At 29.5% G+C, this 23,647-nt stretch carries 26 protein-coding genes, 2 tRNA genes and 1 rRNA gene; 6 read left to right on the top strand and 23 right to left on the bottom strand.

Annotated features, from left to right (window positions below):
* The first annotated feature begins 79 nt into the window (after positions 1 to 79).
* Complete coding sequence (gene ispF / locus ACREV6_RS23875) at positions 80 to 547, top strand: 2-C-methyl-D-erythritol 2,4-cyclodiphosphate synthase (protein WP_431580545.1); 468 nt, start codon at positions 80 to 82, stop codon at positions 545 to 547.
* A gap of 56 nt (positions 548 to 603) precedes the next feature.
* On the opposite strand, the gene ACREV6_RS23870 is transcribed toward ispF, so the two are convergent.
* From ACREV6_RS23870 to arcC, 5 genes are all read right to left on the bottom strand, one after another.
* Complete coding sequence (locus ACREV6_RS23870) at positions 604 to 2,517, bottom strand: EAL domain-containing protein (RefSeq protein ID WP_431580544.1); 1,914 nt, start codon at positions 2,515 to 2,517, stop codon at positions 604 to 606.
* Between the two features lie 361 nt (positions 2,518 to 2,878).
* Positions 2,879 to 3,085, bottom strand: a complete 207-nt coding sequence (locus ACREV6_RS23865; RefSeq protein ID WP_431580543.1) for a hypothetical protein — start codon at positions 3,083 to 3,085, stop codon at positions 2,879 to 2,881.
* A 227-nt stretch (positions 3,086 to 3,312) separates the two neighbouring features.
* Complete coding sequence (argF, locus tag ACREV6_RS23860; protein ID WP_431580542.1) at positions 3,313 to 4,311, bottom strand: ornithine carbamoyltransferase; 999 nt, start codon at positions 4,309 to 4,311, stop codon at positions 3,313 to 3,315.
* Positions 4,312 to 4,351: 40 nt separating this feature from the next.
* Complete coding sequence (gene arcA, locus ACREV6_RS23855; protein WP_431580541.1) at positions 4,352 to 5,560, bottom strand: arginine deiminase; 1,209 nt, start codon at positions 5,558 to 5,560, stop codon at positions 4,352 to 4,354.
* A 27-nt stretch (positions 5,561 to 5,587) separates the two neighbouring features.
* Positions 5,588 to 6,532: a carbamate kinase gene (arcC, locus tag ACREV6_RS23850; RefSeq protein ID WP_431580540.1), complete on the bottom strand. Its 945-nt coding sequence runs from the start codon at positions 6,530 to 6,532 to the stop codon at positions 5,588 to 5,590.
* 463 nt (positions 6,533 to 6,995) lie between these two features.
* Between arcC and ACREV6_RS23845 the strand changes: the two genes are divergently transcribed.
* Positions 6,996 to 7,181, top strand: a complete 186-nt coding sequence (locus ACREV6_RS23845; RefSeq protein ID WP_431580539.1) for a hypothetical protein — start codon at positions 6,996 to 6,998, stop codon at positions 7,179 to 7,181.
* A 71-nt stretch (positions 7,182 to 7,252) separates the two neighbouring features.
* Here ACREV6_RS23845 and ACREV6_RS23840 read toward each other — a convergent pair whose 3' ends face one another.
* Positions 7,253 to 7,843, bottom strand: coding sequence for a DUF1836 domain-containing protein (locus tag ACREV6_RS23840; RefSeq protein WP_431580538.1), 591 nt, complete (start codon positions 7,841 to 7,843; stop codon positions 7,253 to 7,255).
* A 297-nt stretch (positions 7,844 to 8,140) separates the two neighbouring features.
* Here ACREV6_RS23840 and ACREV6_RS23835 point away from each other — a divergent pair, with 297 nt between their 5' ends.
* Complete coding sequence (locus ACREV6_RS23835; protein ID WP_431580537.1) at positions 8,141 to 8,785, top strand: PspA/IM30 family protein; 645 nt, start codon at positions 8,141 to 8,143, stop codon at positions 8,783 to 8,785.
* A gap of 281 nt (positions 8,786 to 9,066) precedes the next feature.
* Here ACREV6_RS23835 and fsa read toward each other — a convergent pair whose 3' ends face one another.
* Positions 9,067 to 9,711, bottom strand: a complete 645-nt coding sequence (fsa, locus tag ACREV6_RS23830; RefSeq protein ID WP_431580536.1) for a fructose-6-phosphate aldolase — start codon at positions 9,709 to 9,711, stop codon at positions 9,067 to 9,069.
* A 670-nt stretch (positions 9,712 to 10,381) separates the two neighbouring features.
* On the opposite strand from fsa, the gene ACREV6_RS23825 reads away from it, so the two are divergent.
* Positions 10,382 to 10,627, top strand: a complete 246-nt coding sequence (locus tag ACREV6_RS23825) for an AbrB/MazE/SpoVT family DNA-binding domain-containing protein (RefSeq protein WP_124996827.1) — start codon at positions 10,382 to 10,384, stop codon at positions 10,625 to 10,627.
* A gap of 112 nt (positions 10,628 to 10,739) precedes the next feature.
* Here ACREV6_RS23825 and ACREV6_RS23820 read toward each other — a convergent pair whose 3' ends face one another.
* From ACREV6_RS23820 to ACREV6_RS23810, 3 genes are all read right to left on the bottom strand, one after another.
* A complete protein-coding gene (locus ACREV6_RS23820) occupies positions 10,740 to 11,840 on the bottom strand; it encodes a C40 family peptidase (protein WP_431580535.1) in 1,101 nt (366 codons plus the stop codon).
* A gap of 201 nt (positions 11,841 to 12,041) precedes the next feature.
* On the bottom strand, positions 12,042 to 12,884 hold the full coding sequence (gene rsmI, locus ACREV6_RS23815) for a 16S rRNA (cytidine(1402)-2'-O)-methyltransferase (protein WP_431580534.1): 843 nt from the start codon (positions 12,882 to 12,884) through the stop codon (positions 12,042 to 12,044).
* Between the two features lie 34 nt (positions 12,885 to 12,918).
* On the bottom strand, positions 12,919 to 13,662 hold the full coding sequence (locus ACREV6_RS23810) for a tRNA1(Val) (adenine(37)-N6)-methyltransferase (RefSeq protein WP_431580533.1): 744 nt from the start codon (positions 13,660 to 13,662) through the stop codon (positions 12,919 to 12,921).
* 198 nt (positions 13,663 to 13,860) lie between these two features.
* Here ACREV6_RS23810 and ACREV6_RS23805 point away from each other — a divergent pair, with 198 nt between their 5' ends.
* Positions 13,861 to 14,517, top strand: a complete 657-nt coding sequence (locus ACREV6_RS23805) for a PIN domain-containing protein (protein ID WP_431580532.1) — start codon at positions 13,861 to 13,863, stop codon at positions 14,515 to 14,517.
* A gap of 71 nt (positions 14,518 to 14,588) precedes the next feature.
* Here ACREV6_RS23805 and ACREV6_RS23800 read toward each other — a convergent pair whose 3' ends face one another.
* The 9 genes from ACREV6_RS23800 to ACREV6_RS23760 all read right to left on the bottom strand — a co-directional run bounded on the left by ACREV6_RS23800 (position 14,589) and on the right by ACREV6_RS23760 (position 20,675).
* The gene (locus ACREV6_RS23800) at positions 14,589 to 15,230 is read right to left on the bottom strand and encodes a LysM peptidoglycan-binding domain-containing protein (protein WP_431580531.1); all 642 of its coding nucleotides are present in this window, start codon (positions 15,228 to 15,230) and stop codon (positions 14,589 to 14,591) included.
* A 240-nt stretch (positions 15,231 to 15,470) separates the two neighbouring features.
* Positions 15,471 to 15,722 (bottom strand): YkuS family protein, encoded by a 252-nt coding sequence (locus ACREV6_RS23795; protein ID WP_431580530.1) that lies wholly within the window; start codon positions 15,720 to 15,722, stop codon positions 15,471 to 15,473.
* Between the two features lie 177 nt (positions 15,723 to 15,899).
* Positions 15,900 to 16,103, bottom strand: a complete 204-nt coding sequence (locus ACREV6_RS23790) for a heavy-metal-associated domain-containing protein (protein ID WP_431580529.1) — start codon at positions 16,101 to 16,103, stop codon at positions 15,900 to 15,902.
* Positions 16,104 to 16,113: 10 nt separating this feature from the next.
* Positions 16,114 to 17,031, bottom strand: coding sequence for a PSP1 domain-containing protein (locus tag ACREV6_RS23785; protein WP_431580528.1), 918 nt, complete (start codon positions 17,029 to 17,031; stop codon positions 16,114 to 16,116).
* Between the two features lies 1 nt (position 17,032).
* Positions 17,033 to 17,977, bottom strand: a complete 945-nt coding sequence (locus ACREV6_RS23780) for a DNA polymerase III subunit delta' (RefSeq protein ID WP_431580527.1) — start codon at positions 17,975 to 17,977, stop codon at positions 17,033 to 17,035.
* 57 nt (positions 17,978 to 18,034) lie between these two features.
* Positions 18,035 to 18,364, bottom strand: coding sequence for a cyclic di-AMP receptor DarA (gene darA, locus ACREV6_RS23775; protein ID WP_431580526.1), 330 nt, complete (start codon positions 18,362 to 18,364; stop codon positions 18,035 to 18,037).
* A 14-nt stretch (positions 18,365 to 18,378) separates the two neighbouring features.
* Positions 18,379 to 18,999 (bottom strand): dTMP kinase, encoded by a 621-nt coding sequence (tmk, locus tag ACREV6_RS23770; RefSeq protein WP_431580525.1) that lies wholly within the window; start codon positions 18,997 to 18,999, stop codon positions 18,379 to 18,381.
* A gap of 36 nt (positions 19,000 to 19,035) precedes the next feature.
* Positions 19,036 to 20,484: an aminotransferase class I/II-fold pyridoxal phosphate-dependent enzyme gene (locus ACREV6_RS23765; RefSeq protein ID WP_431580524.1), complete on the bottom strand. Its 1,449-nt coding sequence runs from the start codon at positions 20,482 to 20,484 to the stop codon at positions 19,036 to 19,038.
* Entirely contained in the window at positions 20,463 to 20,675 is a 213-nt protein-coding gene (locus ACREV6_RS23760; RefSeq protein ID WP_431580523.1) for a sigma factor G inhibitor Gin, read from the bottom strand. The genes ACREV6_RS23765 and ACREV6_RS23760 overlap by 22 nt, the downstream gene beginning before the upstream one ends.
* A 290-nt stretch (positions 20,676 to 20,965) precedes the next feature.
* Between ACREV6_RS23760 and ACREV6_RS23755 the strand changes: the two genes are divergently transcribed.
* The gene (locus ACREV6_RS23755) at positions 20,966 to 22,111 is read left to right on the top strand and encodes a zinc-binding metallopeptidase family protein (protein WP_431580522.1); all 1,146 of its coding nucleotides are present in this window, start codon (positions 20,966 to 20,968) and stop codon (positions 22,109 to 22,111) included.
* A gap of 94 nt (positions 22,112 to 22,205) precedes the next feature.
* Here the strand turns inward: ACREV6_RS23755 and ACREV6_RS23750 are convergent, their stop codons facing one another.
* The 4 genes from ACREV6_RS23750 to rrf all read right to left on the bottom strand — a co-directional run bounded on the left by ACREV6_RS23750 (position 22,206) and on the right by rrf (position 23,639).
* Positions 22,206 to 22,697, bottom strand: a complete 492-nt coding sequence (locus ACREV6_RS23750) for a DUF6106 family protein (RefSeq protein WP_431580521.1) — start codon at positions 22,695 to 22,697, stop codon at positions 22,206 to 22,208.
* Between the two features lie 663 nt (positions 22,698 to 23,360).
* A tRNA-Cys gene (locus tag ACREV6_RS23745) sits at positions 23,361 to 23,435 on the bottom strand.
* A 6-nt stretch (positions 23,436 to 23,441) separates the two neighbouring features.
* Positions 23,442 to 23,517, bottom strand: a tRNA-Phe gene (locus ACREV6_RS23740).
* A gap of 5 nt (positions 23,518 to 23,522) precedes the next feature.
* A 5S ribosomal RNA gene (gene rrf, locus ACREV6_RS23735) occupies positions 23,523 to 23,639 on the bottom strand.
* Between the last annotated feature and the right edge of the window lie 8 nt (positions 23,640 to 23,647).

Below are 23,647 nucleotides of genomic sequence, written 5' to 3'. Positions count from 1 at the left end.
CACATGAAAATAATTAATAAGTCAAAGATGCATATCTATTTAAAATATTTATAAATAAAATTGAAAAGAGGTAATTCACTTGAGAATTGGAATGGGATACGATGTTCATAGATTAGTTAAGGATAGAAATTTAATACTTGGCGGAGTAAACATACCCCACGAAACTGGATTGCTAGGTCATTCAGATGCAGATGTTCTTATTCATGCTATTATGGACTCTCTATTAGGCGCTGCGGCTCTTGGTGACATTGGGAAGCATTTCCCTGATACTGATGCTAAATATAAAGGTGCCTCAAGCATTCTTCTCCTTAAACATGTAGGAACTTTAATAAAAGCTAAGGATTATATAATTGAAAATATTGACGCAACAATTATTGCACAAAGACCTAAAATGGCACCACACATCCCCTATATGGTAAAGAATATTGCATTGGCACTACAATTGCCTATAGATAAAGTAAATATTAAAGCTACTACAGAGGAAGGTCTTGGTTTTACTGGCCGCTGCGAGGGAATTTCTTCCAGCTCCATATGCCTTTTAAAATAGAATATAGAAAAGCTAAGGACATTTCTTATAAAAGAAATGTCCTTAAATTATAAATTTTAAAACCCTTTTTTCCAAATTTCATAATCTGCATGGTCAATAAGCATAGCAGAAGAAAAATATGCCCCCTGTCCGTATTCAACACCTAGTTCTATTAGCTTTTTCTTTTCTTCTATAGTTCGTATTCCCTCAGCTATAATTTTCATATCAGTTTTCATAGCCATTTTAACCATGTGCTCTACCATTAATGCTTTTATTTCATCTTTATGAACATCTCTAACAATTTGCTGAGAAATTTTTATAAAATGTGGCTTCATCTTTATTAATTCCACCATATTAGAGTTACCTTCCCCAAAATTTTCCATAGCTAATTTAAATTTTAGCTCATGAGCAAAATTACGCCAAAATGCGCTTCGTGGTATACGTTGAGTAATTTCTAAAACTAAGTTTGTCCCTTGTAATTTATTTATAACTTTTTTAATAGTGTGCCTTGTTGTATCTGATTGAAGTTTAAAAAATAATCCTTCTTCAATAAATGGTTGGAGTTTATCTAGATAATTACACAATTTGTCGCAAGCAAGCAATGTAAGCTTTTCTAAGTCCCCAGTAAGCCTAGCCTTTTCAAACATTTCATCAGGAAAAAATTCTAATCTTGAATCCCTAACTAATATTTCTAAGGATTTAACTTTTCCACTGTTTAAGTTTATAATAGGCTCCACCGTAAGCTCTATAGATTTATTTTTTATTATACCTGAAATATGATATGCCTTTTGATCAATCTTATATATTGAATCCTTATCTAAATACTCACTTATTGAAGTTTCGTCTAAAAACCATTGAATACTGGTGCATGAGGATAGGCTAGGATTATATAAATCTATAAGTTCATGCTTTAAAACAGCTCTTAAGTTATACATTGTATATATCATTGCTGCCATTCTTTTATTTTCATCCTTTGTCTTACGAATAAAGTTAAGTCCTGCAGAAACTCCAGCTAAATAAAAAGATGGCTCATATAGTTTATTTCTAGAATCAGAAAGCAAATAGTCTATCCCATGTCTTAATTCTGGTATTATATCCCTCAATATACTAGCTCCATCTCCATCCGGTATATCAACGTATTTTACATTTTTTGTTAATTCTTCACATAAAGTAATCCAAAATTTTCTTTGCTTATTGTTATCAAATTTTAAATAGTCCATTAGTGAATGTAATTCTAAATACCTTGTATCATAAAAAATATTACTATGTGTTTGGTAACTTCCAAAATCAATAATAGATGGTTTCTTCACCGAAACAATTATATTCCCTCCATGAAAATCTCCATGTATACAGGAATGTAAATATTTTATCTCACTACCGCCCCAAACCTCTTCATCTGTAAAGAATCTATAGGGATTGGGAAAAAATTTATCTGCTCCATCAATAACTAACCATTTTTTATCCTCATCAATCATTAATGTCTCAAAAGCCCTTATAAGTTTTTCATCCATAAATCTATAACCTAAGGAGGTTTTCATTATATCAATGGGAGATTTAATTTCTGACGTATGTGGTTTATTCCAAGTATATAAAAATTTAGCTACTTGTTCTGAAGTTTGCTTAACTAATGCTAATTCATTTTCCAATGAATATTTTAGGGTTTTAATTCCTAGTACGTTATCTCCCCCCAGTTCATATAGCACTCCAAATCTTTTTAAATTATTTTGGCATTGTATTTCCACTTCGTCAATAATTTTAGGTATATATCCTTCAACAGAATTCTCCCTTGATTGTAAAAAGGCTTTATTATGTAATCCACTTTCATTCATTTCTTGAATCTTTAAAACTCCGAGTTTTCGAGATTCACCAAATTCCACAGTGTATACTGCTGCACCAGATTCTCCATCGTTTAGTTCATTTATTATTTCTATAGGTTGATTTTCTTCTTTAAACTTTTCTAAAACCATTATCTTTTCCTGCTGGCTTAGCATATTTTACCCCCTATATCGGTTATTGTGATTATGTTACTATTTATAATATAGATAAACATACCTTTCGCAAGGCCTATTATTCTTCGCATGCTAATTTATAAAATTATAAACCATTTCTAGTGAATTTAACAGTGTATAAACTATTAACTTCTGTAAACTTTATGGTTTACACTAATTATAGGTTAATTCTCAATTATATTTATAGATATTTTTTCTGGCGTGCAAAATATATTCTTTGTAATTTGATTATACTACAAATATATTATATTGCTATAAGTACAAAAAATCACACAAGTTTTATGCTTTATAAATCCTGTATGATTTTAAAATTTTCCTATTAAAAACTATGCTTAAACTCTAGTTAACTAAATAACTTCCTAGTACAATAGTACTTATCTTCTCTTTTTTCTAAGTCAAACTCACTTATAGATGTAATTCTATCATGCTGCTCTACATGAAGCACATAGCCTTCCTCATTCTTATTTAGGAAATAAACTTTCGTATAATTCATAACTTCTACTTTGTCCCCGAAAGTATCATAAATTAATAACGGTATCTTACTTAGCATATATATCTACCCCTTTTATATTTAATAACTATAAATTAATAAATATTATGGTATACCGTTATTTATGCTTAAATTTTTGATAACTTTGATTTATTATTTTATATTTTATTAAAAGACAATGTACAAAAACATGGAATAACAAACCAAAAAACTTTCGGAGTTAATCCGAAAGTTTTTATTAGTAAAATATATCATATAATTAAATCATCACCTACTGAGATGCCATATTAATCTCCTAATGTTGCCACCATAACTGCTTTTATAGTATGCATTCTATTTTCAGCTTCATCAAATACTATGGAAGCTTCACTTTCAAATACCTCATCTGTAACTTCAACACCATTCATTCCAAATTTTTCAAATACTTCTCTACCAACTCCAGTCTTCAAATCATGATATGCTGGCAGACAGTGCATAAATTTAGTATCTTTATTTCCAGTCAAATCCATCATTTCTTTATTAACTTGATATGGTTTTAATACACTAATCCTTTGCTGCCAAACCTCATCTGCTTCTCCCATCGATACCCAAACATCAGTGTATATAACATCTGCATCCTTAACTCCCTGTGCTACATCATCCGTAATAGTGATTTTTGCTCCTGTACCACTGGCTACTTCTCTACATTTATTAACTAGCGCATCTTCAGGGAATAATGAATTTGGAGCAACTATTCTAAAGTCCATACCCATCTTGGCAGCTCCTATCATAAGAGCATTTGCCATATTATTTCTTCCATCACCAGCATAAACAAATTTAATTTCATTTAATGGTTTAGAAAAATGTTCTTGTATAGTTAAAAAGTCAGCAAGAATTTGAGTAGGGTGATCTTCAGTAGTTAATCCATTCCATACTGGAACTCCTGCATATTTTGCTAGTTCTTCAACTACTTCTTGGCCGTATCCTCTATATTCTATTCCATCATACATTCTTCCAAGAACTCTCGCTGTATCTGCTACAGATTCCTTTTTACCAATTTGAGTCCCTGTAGGTCCAAGGTAAGTTACATGTGCTCCTTGGTCTAGTGCTCCTACTTCAAAAGCACACCTTGTTCTTGTGGAACTCTTTTCAAATATTAATGCAATGTTTTTACCCTTTAATGTTTGCCTCTCTGTACCTGCATATTTAGCTCTTTTTAAATCTCTAGCTAAATCAAGAAAATAATTAATCTCTTTTGGTGAAAAATCCATAAGCGTTAAAAAGTTTCTATTTCTTAAGTTAAACATAATAAATTCCCCTCTCTTATCTTTACTCGATTTTTTATAGTTATACTAAATCTTCCCTATAGAATGGCATAGACATACATCTAGGACCACCTCTACCTCTTGATAGTTCACCAGAAGGCATTTGAAGTACCTTTATGTTGTTTTTATCTAAAATCTCATTAGTAACATAATTCCTCTCATAGGTTATTACGGTACCAGGAGATATAGCTAGTGTATTTGATCCATCATTCCATTGTTCTCTTCCTGATATAACCTTATCTCCGCCACCACAGCGTATTAAAGTAATATCTTTTTTTAAATGATTAGAAAGTATTTTTTCCAAACTACCTTCTTCTTCTTTGGTTATCAATTCTTTATTCTTATGATCATAAGTTACTGCTGTTACCTTTAAGGTACCTTCTATTCCTGGATGAACAGTAAATTTATCATAGTCGATCATTGTAAATACAGTATCTAGATGCATGAACGCTCTAGTTTTAGGGATATCAAAAATTAAAATTGTTTTAAAACACTCGCCCTTTTCAAATATATTTTTAGCCATACTTATAACTGCTTCTTTATCAGTTCTTTCACTATGTCCAATGGCAATAACCTCTTTTGATAAAATTAATTCATCGCCACCTTCAATATTATATACCTCATTTCTATCATACCACAATGGAATGCCTGAATCCTTCAGTTCTGGATGATACTTAAAAATATATTTTCCAAACACTGTTTCACGCCTTCTAGTTTTAGTTTTCATAGAATTTAAGCTTATTCCATTGCCAATACATGCAAATGGATCTCTTGTAAAATATAAATTAGGCATAGGATCCATTATAAATGGATACTCATCATAATGTTCTTTAATCTCAATTTCTTTTTTTCTTATTCCTGACATCACCTTATCAATCATTTGTTTTTCTGACAATGAATATAAATAATCCTTTAGTGATGTTATGATTTTAATTTCATTTATACCACATTCATCTATAACTTCGTCTAAAAATAATTCCTTAACTTTAGGATCTTTTACTGCTTCTACAGCTAAATCTTCAAGATACAATGTTTCCACACCATTCTCCTGCAATATCTTAGCAAAATTATCATGTTCTTCCCTTGCTACCTTTAGGAATGGAATATCATCAAATAAAAGTCTTTCTAAATACTCTGGTATAAGATTTTCAATTTCTTCTCCAGGTCTATGTATAAGAACAGTCTTTAAATTGCCTATTTCCGAATATATATTGATTTTTCTCTTATCCATATTATCTTAACCTCCTATTTGAAATAATTAATATACAATCTTTGTGCCAGATAATCCTTTTAAAGCTTCTTTTGCTTTTGACAATGATGCTATAATAGCTGTTTTGTCTTTATTATTCATTATGAATTTCTTGCAAGCCTCCACTTTGGGTAGCATACTCCCTGGAGCAAATTGACCTTCAGTAATATAGTTATTAAGCTCATCAAGATTAATTTGCTTAAGTTCCTTTTGATCCGGCTTATTATAATTTACACAAACCCTATCTACTCCTGTTAATATTAAAAGCACATCTGCATCTAGTATTTCTGCCAGTTTCTCAGCAGCAAAATCCTTATCTATAACTGCTGCAACTCCTTTAACCATTCCACCTTCACGAATAACAGGTATTCCCCCGCCACCACAAGATATAACCACATTTCCCATATCCACTAATTCTTTTATTAAATCTTTTTCTATAATATCAATAGGCTTTGGAGATGCAACTACTCTTCTATAACCTCTACCGGCATCTTCTTTCATTATATAACCATGTCCCACTTTTAACTTTTCTGCTTCCTCTGCAGTATAAAAAGAACCTATTGGTTTAGTAGGATTTTGAAAACCTCCGTCCTCTTTATCAACTACTACTTGAGTTACTATTGTTCCTACAGTCTTATCTATGCTTCTATTTCTTAATTCTTCACCTATAGCATTTTGAAGATGATATCCTATGTATCCTTGTGAAAAAGCACCACATACATCAAATGGGAACAATACATTTCCCTCATCAAACTTTTGGGCGGCTTCTACTGCTGCAACAATTTGACCTACTTGAGGCCCATTTCCATGAACTATTGATATCCTGTGTCCATCTTCTATAAGATCCACTATTGACTTAGCTGTTTCCTTGCAAGTGTTAAGCTGTGCCTCTGGGCTTCTGTCTTTAGGATCTGATTGAAGTGCATTTCCGCCTAATGCTAATACTATTTTCATAACTAAACCCCCAAAATATTTTTAATTTTTACAATAATTTTATATTATCCATATTTTTATACTATCCTCTTATACAATCCTTGTCAACCACTGGAATTTCATTATACTTGCATAAGTATTCTGCCCATTTCCCATGGATTTATTAAATTATCACCTGCAATAGTCAAAACTCTTTATAAACTTATTAAATATAAAAGAAACTATTGTCTTACCTGTATAAATATATACATTAAGTGAATAAATTTTATAAAATTTATTTTATATTTTTACATTTTATTTGACATAATAATATTTAAAGCATATAATATATATTAGTACATACCCCCGGTGGGTACAAGGAGGATAAGATATGAATATTTCATTTGATGAGGTTACTAAAAATGCTTTAAACAAACAACTATTACAAAAGGGTAAATCTTCAGTTAGGTTACTTATAAAAGGCTTTGGTTGAGGAGGCCCAATATTGGGTGTTGTTCTGGATGAGCAACAAGAAGATGATATTTTAGAATCAGTAAACGGAATAAATTTTATAGTAGATAATGAATCTTCATTTGTTTTTGAAGATACAAAAATCATGTACGCTAAAAGCATATTTGGCGAATCCTTTAAAATAACAACTACGAATACTTCAGATAGTTCTTGTAGATAATAATTACCTATAAAAAAATAAAAGACCTATATTTAATAGGATCTTTTATTTTTTTTAGAATATTTTGCCCTTTAAGATTCATAGCCTTCTACAATTTTTTGAACTAATTTTTTTATGGCACTTGCTTGTGATACTAAGTTCATTACAATCAAAAAAACTGATATTCTTTCCTCGTCACTTTCTTTTAAATCTAGTGAATTAATTATTTTTTCTAATTTTTCTTTATCACAAAACTGCCTTTCAGAAAAATCATCAAAACTCTCCTTTTGCATATCTGAAAAGAATTTATAAGCGTTTTCCCATGAAATAATATCATCATCTCTATCATTGATTTCATTAAATGCTAATCTAAAAACTTTTTTAATCTCTTCTGCTGTAAGTACAGGTCTCATGTGGCTAACCAATACTAACTGTGCAAGATGCAATTTTGTATAGCCTCTTTTTTTACTGTCTTCTGGTTTTGATATAACTTCGCTCTTTATATAATTCTGTACTATATTATTAGTATAATTATCAGCCTCAAATTTATCATTTAAATAATCAATAACTTGAGATAAAAATAAGTCATATTGAGGTAATTCCTCATAGGGAATTATACTATTTTCTGATATTGATTTTGCTAATAAATTTATACTTTCCAGGGTAAATCTAGCCTTATCCAAGTTTTATCACCTTCCCAAAATTAGTATCTTAAATAAAATATGCTTTCTAATCTGTCAAATACAATACAATTATATTTGTATTATAAGGTAAATATAAACCTATTACAAGTTATTATATATATGATATTTTTTTGCGTTTTCTTTAATCAGTTAAATATAAAAGTGTATTTATAAAATATTGTATATATAAAGAAATATATTACCATAATAATATTAATAGAATTTTCATCTGTAAGCTATAGATTATATTAAAATGTTTTGAATATTGTACAAAAGTGTATAATTAAGGAGGTTGCTATGACAATACTTAGTAGACTATTTTATCTTATAAAATCTAAAATAAGCAGCATTTTAGATGAATTAGAGAACCCCTTAGAACTGCTAGATAAAAAAATATGGGATATGGAATGCATTTTAAATGATGCTAGGATTTCATCCGCTAAAATTTTAGGTAATATACATGAAATTGAGAGAAAACTGGAAAGCCTATCTAAAGAATCTGATGAATATATGGTCACAATTAAACTTGCACTAAATAAGGGTAATGAAGAACTAGCTAAAAAAATCCTTGAAAAAAAATTAGACAATGATAAATATTTTACCTCATTAAACACAAGTTATAATCATGCAACTTCCAAAGGTGAAGCTTTAAAATTACAACTAAGGCAACTACAGCAAAATATATATGATATAAAAATATACAGAAATGAAGCATTCGCAAGATACACTGCAGCTGAAGCTCATAAAAAAATAAATGAACTCATTGGTAATATATCAACTAAAAATAGTTCTTTGTGCATTTCAAATGTTGAAGCGATTATACAAAAGAGAGAATGCTTTATATCCGCCATGACAGACTTGAATTTTGATAATGAATTATATAATGAAATAGCAAGCCTTACTAGTCTAGACTTAAGCTTAGAACTAAAAAAATACATGTGATTTAACTCACAGTTAATATTGCAAAGAGGCAAATCCTAAATATTAAAATTAAGTTATCCACAGTTTTTAACATTTAATCAACAGAAGCTGTTGATAACTTAAGTTATATTGAAAAGCACTATTTAGAGGCTTTTTGATATTAAAAGTAATTCTGACAAGTTTATTATCCACATTGTCTATTACTGACTGTGCATAACTTGTTAATCCTTGTGTGGAATAAATAGTACCATATTTCTTATCTACCTTCAATTTTTATCTTTTTCTGCTATTTGTTTTTTGTATTATCTCAATGAATTATTGTAGTCCTCTAAAAATTTTGCTATGCCTTTATCAGTAAGAGGGTGCTTAATCATATCCATTATTAGTTTATAAGGAATTGTAGCTATATTAACCCCAACTTTTGCACAGTCTAAAATATGTATAGGATTTCTAATGCTAGCAGCTATAATTTCTGTATTTATATTATACATTTTAAAAATTTGAACTATATCTGAAATTACTTGAGAACTAGAAGATCCTATATCATCTAATCTTCCCATAAAAGGACTTACATAATTTGCGCCTGCTTTGGAAGCCAATAATGCTTGTTGGGGTGAAAATATTAAAGTAACATTTGTTTTTATGTTTTCTTTTGAAAGAATATTAACAGCTTTCAGCCCCTCCTGGCACATAGGTATTTTAACAACTACATTCTTATGAAATTTTGAAAGCTCTCTACCTTCTTCCACCATTTTACTAGCAGTCATATTTATAACTTCTGCACTTATTGGTCCGTCAACAATAGTACATATCTCTTCTATTACTTCTTTTATATTTCTTCCTTCTTTTGCTATCAAAGAAGGATTTGTAGTTACTCCATCTATTATTCCTAATTCTGCAATTTTTTTAATTTCGTTTACATTGGCAGTATCGATAAAAATTTTCATGTTATCCTCTCCTTCATTTTAAAAATATTCACTTCATAACTATAGCACTTTATTTGTATGAACACACTAAATTTAACAAAAATTTCTTAATCCACTATGCCTTTTATCTTTTTTTATAAATTTTATTTTTTAAATATTGTATTTACAATAAATTTTCTTTTTTTTTACAATCCAATATTCTAAAATGATTTTGTACTTTATTTTTAATTTTAATTTTATAATTATATCCACTAATGTTAAAATAGTCAAATTTTTTTAATGATTTATATTTCATTTTGCTTTTTACAAGTAATAATTTATTATATAAACAATTGGTAGTACAACCCTTCGACATATATTAATAAATATATCCATAAAATTACTATTTTACTTTTGATATATTTCTATATTATAAAAACTGTTTTTCCCATTGAATTTTATGGCTTCACAAGGTTTTTCTAGTTTTATTTATTGATTTTAAAGACTTAGCAACTATAGTAAAAATTTGTATTTTTTTAAAAAAACATATTGACATTTGTATTATATGGTAGTATATTAACTTTAGATGGAATTAAATATTAATTTTGTAATATTAACTAAATTAATCAAGCGAAATTTTGACTTTATACGTCAATTTATTAATATTTCAATATTAAGATGTCGTAAATTGTTATCCTAAGGAGGAATTATTATGAAATCAACAGGTGTTGTAAGAAGAGTCGATGAACTTGGAAGAATTGTTATCCCTATAGAACTTAGAAGAACTCTAGATATTGCTGAAAAGGATGCTTTAGAAATTTACGTTGATGGCGAGCTAATTATTCTAAAAAAATATCAACCAGCTTGTATTTTCTGTGGTGATGCTAGAGATGTAGTTAACTACAGAGGTAAAAATATCTGCAAACCTTGCCTTGAACAACTTAAACAAGAAAAATAAATCAAATAACTAATAAAAAAGAATCCTATAAATTATAGGATTCTTTTTTATTTACCATAGAAATTATATTATTAAAAACAGGCTATTAAAAATAGCCTGTCCAATTTTAAAGTTATTTAACTCTTCTTGCAGTAAGATAATCGCCTCTCGTCAATGCTGATATTTTAATAACATCTCCGGTACGCGGCGCATGAATATATGAATTATTACCTACATACATTCCCACATGATGTGGATTTGAATCTGAACCAAAGAAAATTAAATCTCCCGCTTGTAAATTTTCTCTAGCAACATATGATCCTTCATTTATCTGTGTAAAGGTAGTTCTACTTAATGAAACACCAAAATGATTATATACATATTGCATAAAACCAGAACAATCAAAATTTGTAGGACCTGCGGCACCCCAAACATACGCTACTCCCAAAAAATTACTTGCATATGCAACTACAGAATCAGAGCTAAGTGATGAAGATCCTCTAGATGGCGTATACTTAGGTGTCTTAGCTATTGATGCCTGTATTTTCTTCATAGTAGCATTTACAATTGCCTCTGCATCACCTATTTTGCCAGAATATAATTGTTTTTGCTTGTCAGCTTCTGTAATTAATATTTCTTGTTCTTTTCTTTTTACTTTAATGTTGGCTATTTTATTTTCATTATCAGTTTTCAAAAGTACTAATTTAGTCTTTTCATTTTCAAGCGTTATCTTCGTATCTTCAATTTTACTCTTTTTATCTGTTAATTCTCCGATAATTTTATTATCATATTCAACAATTTTTTTAATGTTCTCAACTCTTGAAATAAAATCTGATATTCCCTCTGAATCTAATAAAACTTCTACATAGCTATCCACACCATTTATATACATGCTTCGCATTCTCTTATTAAATAAGTCTTCCTCTTCTTTAATACTTTCCTCTGCAACTCCTATATCTTTTGTAGTTTTTTCTATTTGCCCTTGTGTTTTTCCTATTTTCGCTTTTGCTTTATCTACTTCTGCATAAATTTTTTCTATGTTTGCATCCATTTTTTCAATAGAAGCTTCTATGTTATCAATCTTACTTTGAGCTTGCTTATATGCGCTCTTTTGCTGCTCAAGCTGTGTCTTTTGGTTTTTAAGCTTGTCTGATAATGGGTCTGCAAATATTGGCATACTTATTGTAGTAACTAGTCCAAGTGTTACTATCAATGATATCATCCTTCTACGCAATGTAATTCCCCCTTATATGTATATATATGTATTTAAATAATTTAAGCCTTCTTAAATCAACAATTTTATTATAACACTACTTTATACCAACCTCAATGAAAAGTTTACATTAAAATGTAAACTTTTTGACACTTCTTTAAATTTTAGCATATATTTTTAAAATTATTGTAAAAATAGCACTTTATTCCCTTTATTTGTATATTATATGTTCAATGAATGCTTGTATATTTCAGATTTAGCCATACCTCTATCCTTTGCAACCTTTTTCATGGCATCTTTTTTATCCATTCCCACCTTCATATATTTTTCTATATGTTCTTCTATAGTTAGTGTATCCCATTTTGCTTTTTCATCTTTCTCTATATCTTCCTTACTCTTACCTTCAATCACTAATACATATTCTCCTCTTGGAGCTTTTCCTTTATAGTATTCTATAGCTTGTTCTAAATTCATTCTAATTATTTCTTCATACAATTTTGTAAGTTCTCTACACATTGATATTTTTCTATTACCAATATTTTCATATAAAAATTCTAATGTACTTAAAAGTCTATGAGGAGCCTCGTAAAAAATTAAAGTTTCGCTCCTATTTAATAAGTCATCAATAATAGGCTTTCTTTCTTTATTCTCTCTAGGCAAAAATCCTCTAAATATAAATTTTGTAGTATCAAGCCCTGAATATACAAGCGCAGTAGTAATTGCTGTGGCTCCAGGCAACACTTCAAATTTTATATTCTGCTCTATGCACTTTTGAACTATGACACTTCCAGGGTCTGATATTCCCGGTGTACCAGCGTCACTAATAATAGCTATATTTTTACCCGCTTTAATCTGATCAATTAAATTTTCACTTTTCCCTTGCTCATTATGTTGATGATAACTTATAAGTGTTTTTTTTATATTAAAATGATTTAATAGTTTTAAGCTTTGCCTTGTATCTTCTGCTGCTATTATATCTACATTTTGTAGCACTTCTAATGCTCTTAGTGTAATATCCTTTAGATTTCCTATAGGAGTTGGAACTAAGTATAATTTTCCTACCATTCTTATCACCCTTTACTTTGATATTTGCATTAATTTAAATTGTATCCGAACTGTACATATCAACAATCTCCTGAGTATACCCACCATCTTCCCTGTGAACATAAAGCGGTGTCTCCCATTTTAAAAAGGTTCCCCCATCTCTTTGCCCCTCTATAAGCACAATATTTGGTGCCTTATTCACACTAGGATGAACCATTCTTATACGTTTAGGCTCAATTCTATGCTTTCTCATAGTACATAGAATATCAACTAATCTATCAGGTCTATGTACCATATAAACCCTTCCGCTATCCCTTAGTAGAATTCTAGTTGCAATAATTACGTCTTCTAATGTGCAACAAATCTCATGCCTTGCTATGGCATTTTTATCGTTTAAATTTATTAAACCTGAGTTATGAAGTTTATATGGTGGATTAACTGTAACAATGTCTACTTTAGGAATGGTTTTAATAAGTTTTATATCCTTTAAGTCTCCACATATAAATTTCATTTTATCTTCTAATTTATTAAACTCTATGGAACGGTTTGCCATATCAACAAGTTCTTCTTGAAGCTCTACACCAATTAAATCACTTGCGTAGGTTTTACCTGCTAATATGAAAGGAATTATTCCCGTGCCACTGCATAAATCAACAACTTTGGCATTTTTTCTTACTTTAGCAAAATTAGCAAGTAGTACTGCATCCACACCAAACCTAAAAGCGTCTTTTTTTTGAATAACCCGAATACCCTTTAGTTGAAGATCATCCAAAGTTTCATCACTTCTTAAAAACTCCATTATGTATCTCCTCTCTATGAAATTTATGTTAACTATATAAATAGCATTAAAAGAAGTATACCTCAATTTTTATTGCTAAATCAAGGGGATACTATTTATAAAATAATAAATTCATTATTCATACTTTATAAAACTACTATTAGTAACTATTGCTGAATATATATTAATTATAGAATAATTGATTTTAATGAGGTTAAAATGGAATTAATATTATACCCTTTTAAAAATATAGTTTTCAATAAAAATTCCGTATTATTAGATGCTTCTTTCGTGCTTAGCTTGATATATGATGATGATATTAAACATAGTGATTGTCTATCATGCTTAAAACAACTCTCTGAAGGAAGTTCCCAATTTTACACTACCAGTATAATATCTGCTGAAGTCTTAAATCAAATACTTTATAAATTATTCATTAGTGACATTGAATCTAAAATAAATAATACTAGCCCCTATAACTCAATTGACAACATTAGATCCATAACAAGTAGCTTTAGTCGCCATGACACCAAAATTTTGAAACAAAGGAAAGAAGATAGGCTTATTCATATTCCATATAAAAGATATTTTGATAATATTTCTAAAAATTCTATGAGACGAAATTTATTGAATATCTATTATAATAAGTCCGTGGAAATAATTTCAGAACTAGAAAAAATTATAAATATAAAATATCTCAACATTTCTGAAGAATGTATATCTCTAGTTAAAAATTTTATGTGCGAAAACTTATTGTCTGTGAATGATGCCTTCCACCTAGCTACTGCGGAGTACAATAATATAGATTTTTTACTGACTTTGGACGGTGATTTTCTTTTTGCTGAAAGTAGTAAAATGAAAATACTTAAGATTTAGATCATTTAAATTAATTAAGCTAAAAAAGAAGCGTATTTTGATTGTGTCAAAATACGCTTCTTTTTTAACTATTATTTTGGAATATAAATTTGTGTACCTTCTTTAATCTTATTCTCATCTGTAATTTCATTTGTTTGTTTTATCATTTCTATAGCCTGTTTTACACCATAAGAAGGCATATTATTTTTAGCAATTGAAGTTAAGGTATCTTGCTTTTTAATAATGTATTCCTTAGTAATAACGTCTGACTCTAAAGCCTTTGCTGTTTTTACTGCTTTTTCATAAGGAATCACTATCTTCTGCCCCTCTGAAATCTTATAAGATTCATTTATACTGTTTCTATTTTTAATAAACCCAACAATTTTGCTTTTATCCTGACTAGGCATATATGTTTTTGCTATGCTGAACACTGTATCATCTTTTTTAACAGTATAAATTCCAACATTACTTTTGTCATTTATATAAGCAGCGTCCATTTCATTAGTACTTTGTTCCTCAGTATTTTCAATTTCTTGCTCTGGTTCACTAACACTTAGTTTACTTTCTTCATTTCCTTTTGTTAATACCTCATTATTTTTTTGAACTATGCTATCATTCTTTGTTTTTACATTAGTAGCAGTTTCTCTTCCTCCAATAAACCTTAATGCAAAAAATACTCCTAAGATTACTACAGCAATAGTAGATACAGTAATTATTCCTTTTTTCATCCTCATATTTATAACCCCTTTCATATTTATTAGTAAATTATTTACATTTAAATTATTGACAAAATTTAAAAATCTCATACATAAAATATATTTTTTATTTGAATTAATCTTTTTAAAATATAATTAAAAGGGCCTTTGCAAACAAAAATAGGTTGTTAACTTTGCATATAAGTTAACAACCTCCATATTCCCTATTTTATAAATTTTTAACGTACCCACTATCCCTTTAGGGCAGTTGACTATCTATTACTTAGCTTCTATTCTCTGAATAACTTCCTGGGCTGTCATTCCAGTTGCATCAATAATTGGAGTACTTGAGATAGTATCCTCTATTCCCATAATGTTTTGATTTTCACCTGTAACAACAATTGCATCATACTTATTTAAAAAATTGCCTGCATTTTTTTTTCTGTTATCAAACTCTTTCACTATATATCCTTCTTTGCATAAGTAATCACTAATTATGCTCAACCCATTTTGTACTGCCACTTTCTTCATATTTCATGCCTCCCTTCAAAATTATTATCTCCAATAAAAAAAAGAGTATTCACAGGGAGTTATTATACTTAAGGCTTTAACATTATAAAAAATCAAATAAAAAAATACCAAATAAATAGTTATTTAAACTATCTACTCAGTATTTACAAAATTCTAATTGTGGGTCTTTTCTGTTTTTTATATAACTGCGTACCCAGCGTCTTCAATGGACTCAATTAAATTATCTAATGAAACAAAATAATCATCGTATATTATTTCTATTTCTTTGCTTTCACTATTTATTTGGCAAGCAATAACTCCTTGGTTATTTGATATTGCTACATTAACGTTACTAATATCATTTGAAGTATTCATATTGCATACTTTTATAACTGACTTCATCTCTATCCCCCTAGTTCTCTTTAAATAATTCTTTTATTATATATGAATCTTCTTCATTTCCAACCAATTCTAATTTTAATTTAATATCCTCCACAACTACAGCATCTTCATAGCTTCCTGAAATTAATGTTAGGTCTTCAATTTTAACCTCCACTATTTCTTCATCGCTACCATTAAGTTTTATCTTAATTTTAACAGCTTCTTTTACTACACTATTTCCTATAACTTCCGCTCTGCCATAAGGTGTATCAACTATGGACCCTAAAGTCGGTAATGTTTTTCTTATTTTTTCATATGTATCCTGCTCATAATTTAAGCAACACATTAGCCTTCCACATATACCTGAAATTTTTGTAGGGTTTAATGATAGATTTTGCTCTTTGGCCATTTTTATAGACACCGGTGCAAATTCTCCTAAAAAAGTTGAACAACACATAGGTCTACCACATGGTCCAAGGCCACCTATCATTTTTGCTTCATCTCTAACTCCTATTTGTCTAAGTTCTATTCTTGTTCTAAATACTGCCGCAAGATCCTTTACCAGTTCTCGGAAATCTACTCTTCCATCCGCTGTGAAGTAAAATATAACTTTATTATTATCAAAAGTATATTCTACATCTATAAGTTTCATATCAAGTTCATGTTTATGAATTTTATCTAAGCAAACATCATAGGCTTCCGTTTCTTTTCTTTTATTTTCCGAATCCTTTTCTGCATCTGCATCTGTAGCCTTTCTAATAACGCATTTTAGAGGAGATACTATATCATCTTCTTTTATTTCCTTTATGCCAATAACGCATTCTCCAAATTCTATACCTCTTACTGTTTCAACAATAACCTTATTTCCCTTTTGAATATCTATATCGTTTGGGCTAAAATAATATATTTTACCTGCTTTTTTAAATCTTACTCCTATGACTGTAACCATTTTAAACCTCCTGCATTTTAAGTAGCATTACTTGAAACGTAAGCCCTGGATTAACGTTCCTATCTAGATTTTCTCTAGTATCATTTATTATATTTATAATACCATTCAATTTGTTAAATGAAAATATATTAGCTAATTCTTTTATACTTAATAACTTATCTATGTTAATAATTATATTCTCTTCTTCAATTTCTTTATATATTATAGTATCCCTAATATAAGAAAGAAATGCAGTTAATATTTCTTTGAAATTTTCCTTTTGATTCGATAATTTCTTTTCATATTTTATTAATTCTTCAGTTCCCACTTTATTAAGCTGGAGTAATATTTCCAAGGTAATATTTCTAATATCCTTGAAATTATTATCGTAAAGAAATTTTTCTGCTTTCCCAGGTATTCCATCACTAAAAGCCACAATAACTTTTATTTCCTCTAAAGATAAATTCGGATAATTTATTTTTAAAAATTTTTTCATCTCATCTACAGTTAAGCTTTTCAGTTTATGTATTTGGCATCTTGATTTTATTGTGTCTAATATAACTTCTAGATTTTCACATAATAAAAGTATAGTCACATTCTTAGGTGGCTCCTCAATTGTTTTTAAGAATGCATTTTGGGCTTGCGCCGTCATTTTATCAGCTCCGTAAATAATTATAACTTTCTTATCCCCTTCATAGGGTTTTTTATTAATTTCTTCAATTAGAGTTCTTATAGAACTTACACCTATTGTACTTTTATTTTTTTCTACGTGCCATTCCACTAAATCAACATATTGCATGTCTTTATTCTTTCCTAAAATTTTAAACCCTATATCCCTGGCGAGTTTACTTTTCCCTATTCCATCCTCTCCAACTAAAAGATGAGCATGTGATAGCTTATCTGAATTTATAGATTTACTTATTTGATTCTTTATATTATTATGACCTATTATGCTCTCAAAACTCATTTTAGTCCTCCATAAACATATAAGCAAGTATAGATTTATATACTTGCTTATAAATAGTTATATCTTTATATACTTATCTACGTCAACTACAAATACATTGGCTCCACCTGCATCCACTTCAATAGGAAATGGCATGTATACTCCTGTGGATCCTGCTACAGGTGAAGGTGATGTTACTATTTGCTTTCTTGACTTACATACATCCTTGATAATAGCCAAAACTTCATCTACCTTTTCTTTATCTACACCTATTAGCAATGTTGTATTTCCTGACTTTAAAAACCCGCCAGTAGTCGCAAGTTTTGTAACTCTAAAGCCTTTATCTGTTAATACCTCAATTAAATCACCTGCATCATCATCTTGTACTATTGCAATTACTAATTTCATATAATCCCATCCTTTTATAATTTTATTTTTTTAATAGTTCTTATTATATCTTTATGTATTTCATCTACATTTCTATTACCATTGATTACTTCTATTTTATCATATTTTTTACAAATATCTAAGTAACCTTCAAAAACTTTTTTATGAAACTCATTTCCACTGTTTTCTAAACGATCTAAAGTCCCTTGCATTTTTTTTCTCTTTAGCCCTTCTTCATAGGGGATGGTAATCATAAAAGTTAAATCTGCCTCTAGTCCCTCTAATGCCGCTTGATTAATACCTCTTATTCTTTCCATACCAAGTCCTCTACCAATCCCTTGATACACCATTGAAGAATAAACAAACCGATCACATATAACCATCTTACCAAGCGCTAATGCTGGCTTTATAACCTCATTAACTAGCTGTGCACGAGATGCAGCATATAGTAATGCTTCACACATATAGCTCATACTAGAATTATCATTGTCTAGTATTATATCTCTGATTTTCTCGCTAATTTCTGTTCCTCCTGGCTCTCTTGTTCTTACTACCTCATACCCCGATTCTTTTAGATACTGTTCTAGTAATTCTATTTGAGTAGTTTTTCCTGAACCATCTGGACCTTCTAATGCTATTAGACGACCTATTTCCATGCAATCCCCTCCACCAATATGTATATATAATAATGTCTATTTCTCTACTATTGCTACTTTTCCTTCATTAATTCCAATCACTGTTACATTGCACTGCATGTAATATTCTATGACCGCTATCGTATGCTCCTCTAGTCTTTCTCCAGGCATTACAATAGGTATTCCTGGTGGATATGGAACTATTGCTACTGCACTTATTTTACCCTCTGAATCCCTTAATTCTATCATAGTTTTTTCTCTATCCATTACTTCATATGGGTACATAAGGGGAATGGGAATACCGTAACCTATTAAATCTACATATTCCTGCTTTAAATTATTCATATCACAGTCTTTAAGCGCTATGTATAAGGACTGAAACTCTTGCTGCGAATTAAAGGGAGAAAATATTAAAACTACATTTCTACTATCACTCATTTCAGCTTGAATTTTATTTACTCTTAAATATTCTAATAACTTATGCCCACTGTACCCTTTAGGTACATTTAGTATATACCTAGTTAAATCCATAGTATACTTATTAATATCTTCATCATAATTTTCTGACATCTCACGTAAATCTTCAGGTCCTAAAACATAAATTTTTTTAAGGCTATTAATTTTTTCTCTATAAAACTGGCAGAGTTCAATTAACTTTTCATAGTCATTTTCACCATACTCCTCCATATAAAATCTTGCATAATCCATAGAGCATAAAAGCATATAGGAGGGACTTGTACTTAAAAAAGCACTTACATAAAAATCCACCTTACTAATATCAATGCCTTCTCCTACATGTAAAAAAGCTGTTTGTGTTAAGCTAGGTAGTGTTTTATGTGCGCTCATAACTACCATATCCGCTCCCATTTTCAAAGGATTTTGAGGTAATAACACAGATGCCCCAAAATGAGCACCATGTGCAGCATCTACTAATACCTTCATGTCATATTTTCTAGCTGTTTCAATTACATATGGTAAATCTAAGCATATACCATAATAATTAGGGTAGGTAACAATAATCCCTTTAGCATCTTTATTTTTATTAATTAAATAGAAAAAATGCTCCTTATCTAAGGGAAAAGGAGCATCATATTTCGAATTAATTTTATTTTTAATATATACTGGTTTCAATTTTCTCATGATAATGGCATTAAATATAGAACGATGACAATTTCTCTCTACAATAATTTTGTCACCCTCATTAAAACATGAAAAAATCATAGCTAAATTCCCACTAGTACTACCATTCACTAGAAAATATGATTTAATACTTCCATAGTATTCACTCAATAACTTTTGAGATTCTTTTATTATTCCTTCTGCACAATGAAGATTATCTAATCCATCAACCTCAGTAATATCTCCTTTTATAAGATTTTCATAAAGCTCCTTGCCTTGCAACGTTTTTAAAAACCCGAGCCCCCCCTTATGACCTGGCATAGAAAAGGGAATATTTTTTTCTTTTATATATTTTAACACTCCTTCTACAAGTGGTAGTCTTGGCAATCCTTAGTCACTCCTCTTGGCAAGCACTGTATCAAAGTCTTTCTTATACAGTTCTTGTAATATTCATAGAAATCCGTATTAGCCTTTGCCTTTATGATTCTTCCTTCGCAATTCACACAAATTCCTCTTCCATTTATCATTATACCATCATTTAGAGGCTTTCTACATATAATACATTTTTCTTTTTTCATATTTTCCCCCTTAAACTTGCTCTCTTAAATCATAACTTATGGTACTAAAACGTCGTTAAAACTACCTAAAGTATAGCCTCTTATAATATATTTTATTCAAGTAAGTACGATTTCTTATTTTGTCCACATAATTATTGGAAATATATTTATCTACATTTTAAGTCAAAACACTCTATTAAAAATTGTTATATGACCTTATAAAACTTTATTTGTTCTTATCAATATATTTATGTACCTTAGGTTATACTAACTGTGTTATTAATAACAAAAATTTGAGAGGAGGTCGTTCCATGAAACAAAAAATTATAAGTTATTTAAGCACTATAAAAGAAGATATATATAGTTTATCTAAATATCTTTATGATAATCCAGAAACAAGTTATAAAGAATATAAAGGTTGTTCTTATATAATAAATATGTTAAAAGATCATGATTTTGAAATACAAGAAAGCTATTGTAATATTCCTACTTCCTTTTATGCCAAATATGGTAGTGGTCACCCTAAGATATGTTATATATGCAAATACACATCAACTGAAAATGTAGGTCATATTTTTGGTAATAACGTGAATGCAAGTATTTCTACTGCTGCAGCATTAGGTTTATCAAAGGTAATATCTAAAATTGGAGGAAGTGTAATTTTACTAGGATGTCCAGGTGGTTACTCCAATGGATCAGAACTTACTTTAGCGAAAGAAAAATGCTTGGAGGATATGGATGTTATATTTGCACCTCACTGCGATATAAGCAATGCGGAGAGTGGTACTTCCATGGCTACCATCCCAATTAAAATTGTGTATAAGCAAGATACTAATACCAAGAATAAAGATATTGGTAATTTTTCATCTTTAGATGCCTATTTGTTTATACTTAATACATTCAGTCAATTGTTAAAAGGATTAAACAACAATTGTTCTATTGATGCTATCTCTATAAATAATGCTTCCTCTTGCCCTAACTTACGTTCCCAATCTGAGGCTAAACTTTATTTGACAGCTGCTAAATTAACTGAAGCTAAAGTATTAGAAAAAACTATGGTGGATTTTATCCAGTCAATGTCTGAAATAACCAATATGACTGCAGACTTTAGCCTATTTGAATTACCTTCAGAAGAACTTCTGACTAATAAATCACTATCAAGGATATTTACACATAACTTAAAAGAATGTGGCATTATTAATATTGCTACTCATAAAAATGCAACCTATGGCCTCGGAATAGGCTCTATAAGCCATATTACGCCATGCATATACCCATCAATATCTATTACAGATAAATCACTAATAAGTTGTCCGTCGCCAGCATTTGCTTTAGAAACTCAAACAGACTTTTGTAAAAATAATACTATAAAAGCTGCAACAGCTCTTGCTATAACTGGCCTGGACATTATTGAAAAACAAGATTTATTAAAAGAAATTATAGTTGAATTAAAATAGCATAGAATTAATATTTGACAAATATCTTTATAATAAAAAAAGAAGTATAATCTTAATGCAATTATACTTCTTATATATATCTAATATTTATTTTTTAAAATAATGGTTTTGCTTTTATTGATCTAATCTTATTAATAAGCCCATCACTAGGTTGAAAGTAAAACTTTTTGAATTTATCTCCTGTTTTATATACACAACAAAACTTACTTCCATTAAACGTAGAACAAATATACTTTTTGCAGCTAGTAATATGAACATCTGCATTGCAATTACTATATTTACCAATAAACTCAATATCCTTTAATTTAATATCCTCTAGTATTCTAACCTCTTCACCTATTATTTTATGAATAATGAATTGATCTGCTACAATAGAATACTTATACTTAACCTTACATTTTGAAAATTCAATATAACAAAGAGCTATCATTAGTGTATTAAAGAACATATTTATAAACGTTTTTAAATTTATTCTACCTACACTTATCTTAGGTAATAAGTCTGATAGGCATATAAACGTAATTAGTGTAATAAACAACAGTACCACAGCTGGAAACTTTTTTCTTTGAACCATCTCTTTATACATAAAATTTTAGACCCCCTAATATCATTTAAAATGTTAGGCATAAAAAGTTTTGTGTCCAACATATGTGATTATACTAGCATTTGATATATAAATCTACTTGTACTAAGTTCCCTATAGTATGTATAGGCTTAGTATATTAGCATATATCCTGTTTATACTAATATGTATGCATCAACATATGTATTTCTAAGTTTATCTCTAAATTGCTACTTTTCATAAAGATTTATGGATATTTCATTTATTTATAGTTCTTAAAAAATATGAGCTTAATATAGTTGTATCAATATAAATGTAAACTTATACATTCAACTTATAAAATTATCTATTATATATTTTCTTATTTTACAATATTTTATAGGATTACCTACTTTATAATTCATCTGTAGTACCCTTTACTATCTTAATTAATACCTTTTAATAAAAACTAAATTAAATTTTAATCTTTTTCTTAATTCCATCAAAATAAAGCTCTCCCGTATCATCTTTTTCAAAGGTATATTCTCTGTCTATCCAAGTGTGACGGAATATACTTTCTTATATTGGATAAATTGGCATTACCCATTTATTGTTTTGTATAAAAAATAGCAGTTAGAAATGATTATAAAATAAAAAAAGTAGTCTATCTGCTGAAATATCAGCATTTAGACTACTTTTCTATTGTTTTGGAGGCGCCACCCGGATTTGAACCGGGGAATAAAGGTTTTGCAGACCTTGACCTTACCGCTTGGCTATAGCGCCATAACCTGGTGGCTAGACCAGGAATCGAACCAGGGACACGAGGATTTTCAGTCCTCTGCTCTACCGACTGAGCTATCCAGCCACATTACCTGGCGACGACTTACTCTCCCACAAGGTTGCCCCTGCAGTACCATTAGCGCATTGAAGCTTAACCTACCTGTTCGGTATGGGAAGGGGTGTTACCTTCATGCCATAATCACCAGATTGAGAAA

The sequence above is a fragment of the Clostridium sp. genome (assembly GCF_050717515.1).
Lineage (GTDB): Bacteria > Bacillota > Clostridia > Clostridiales > Clostridiaceae > Clostridium_AD.
This window is presented reverse-complemented; position numbering and strand designations above follow the sequence as displayed.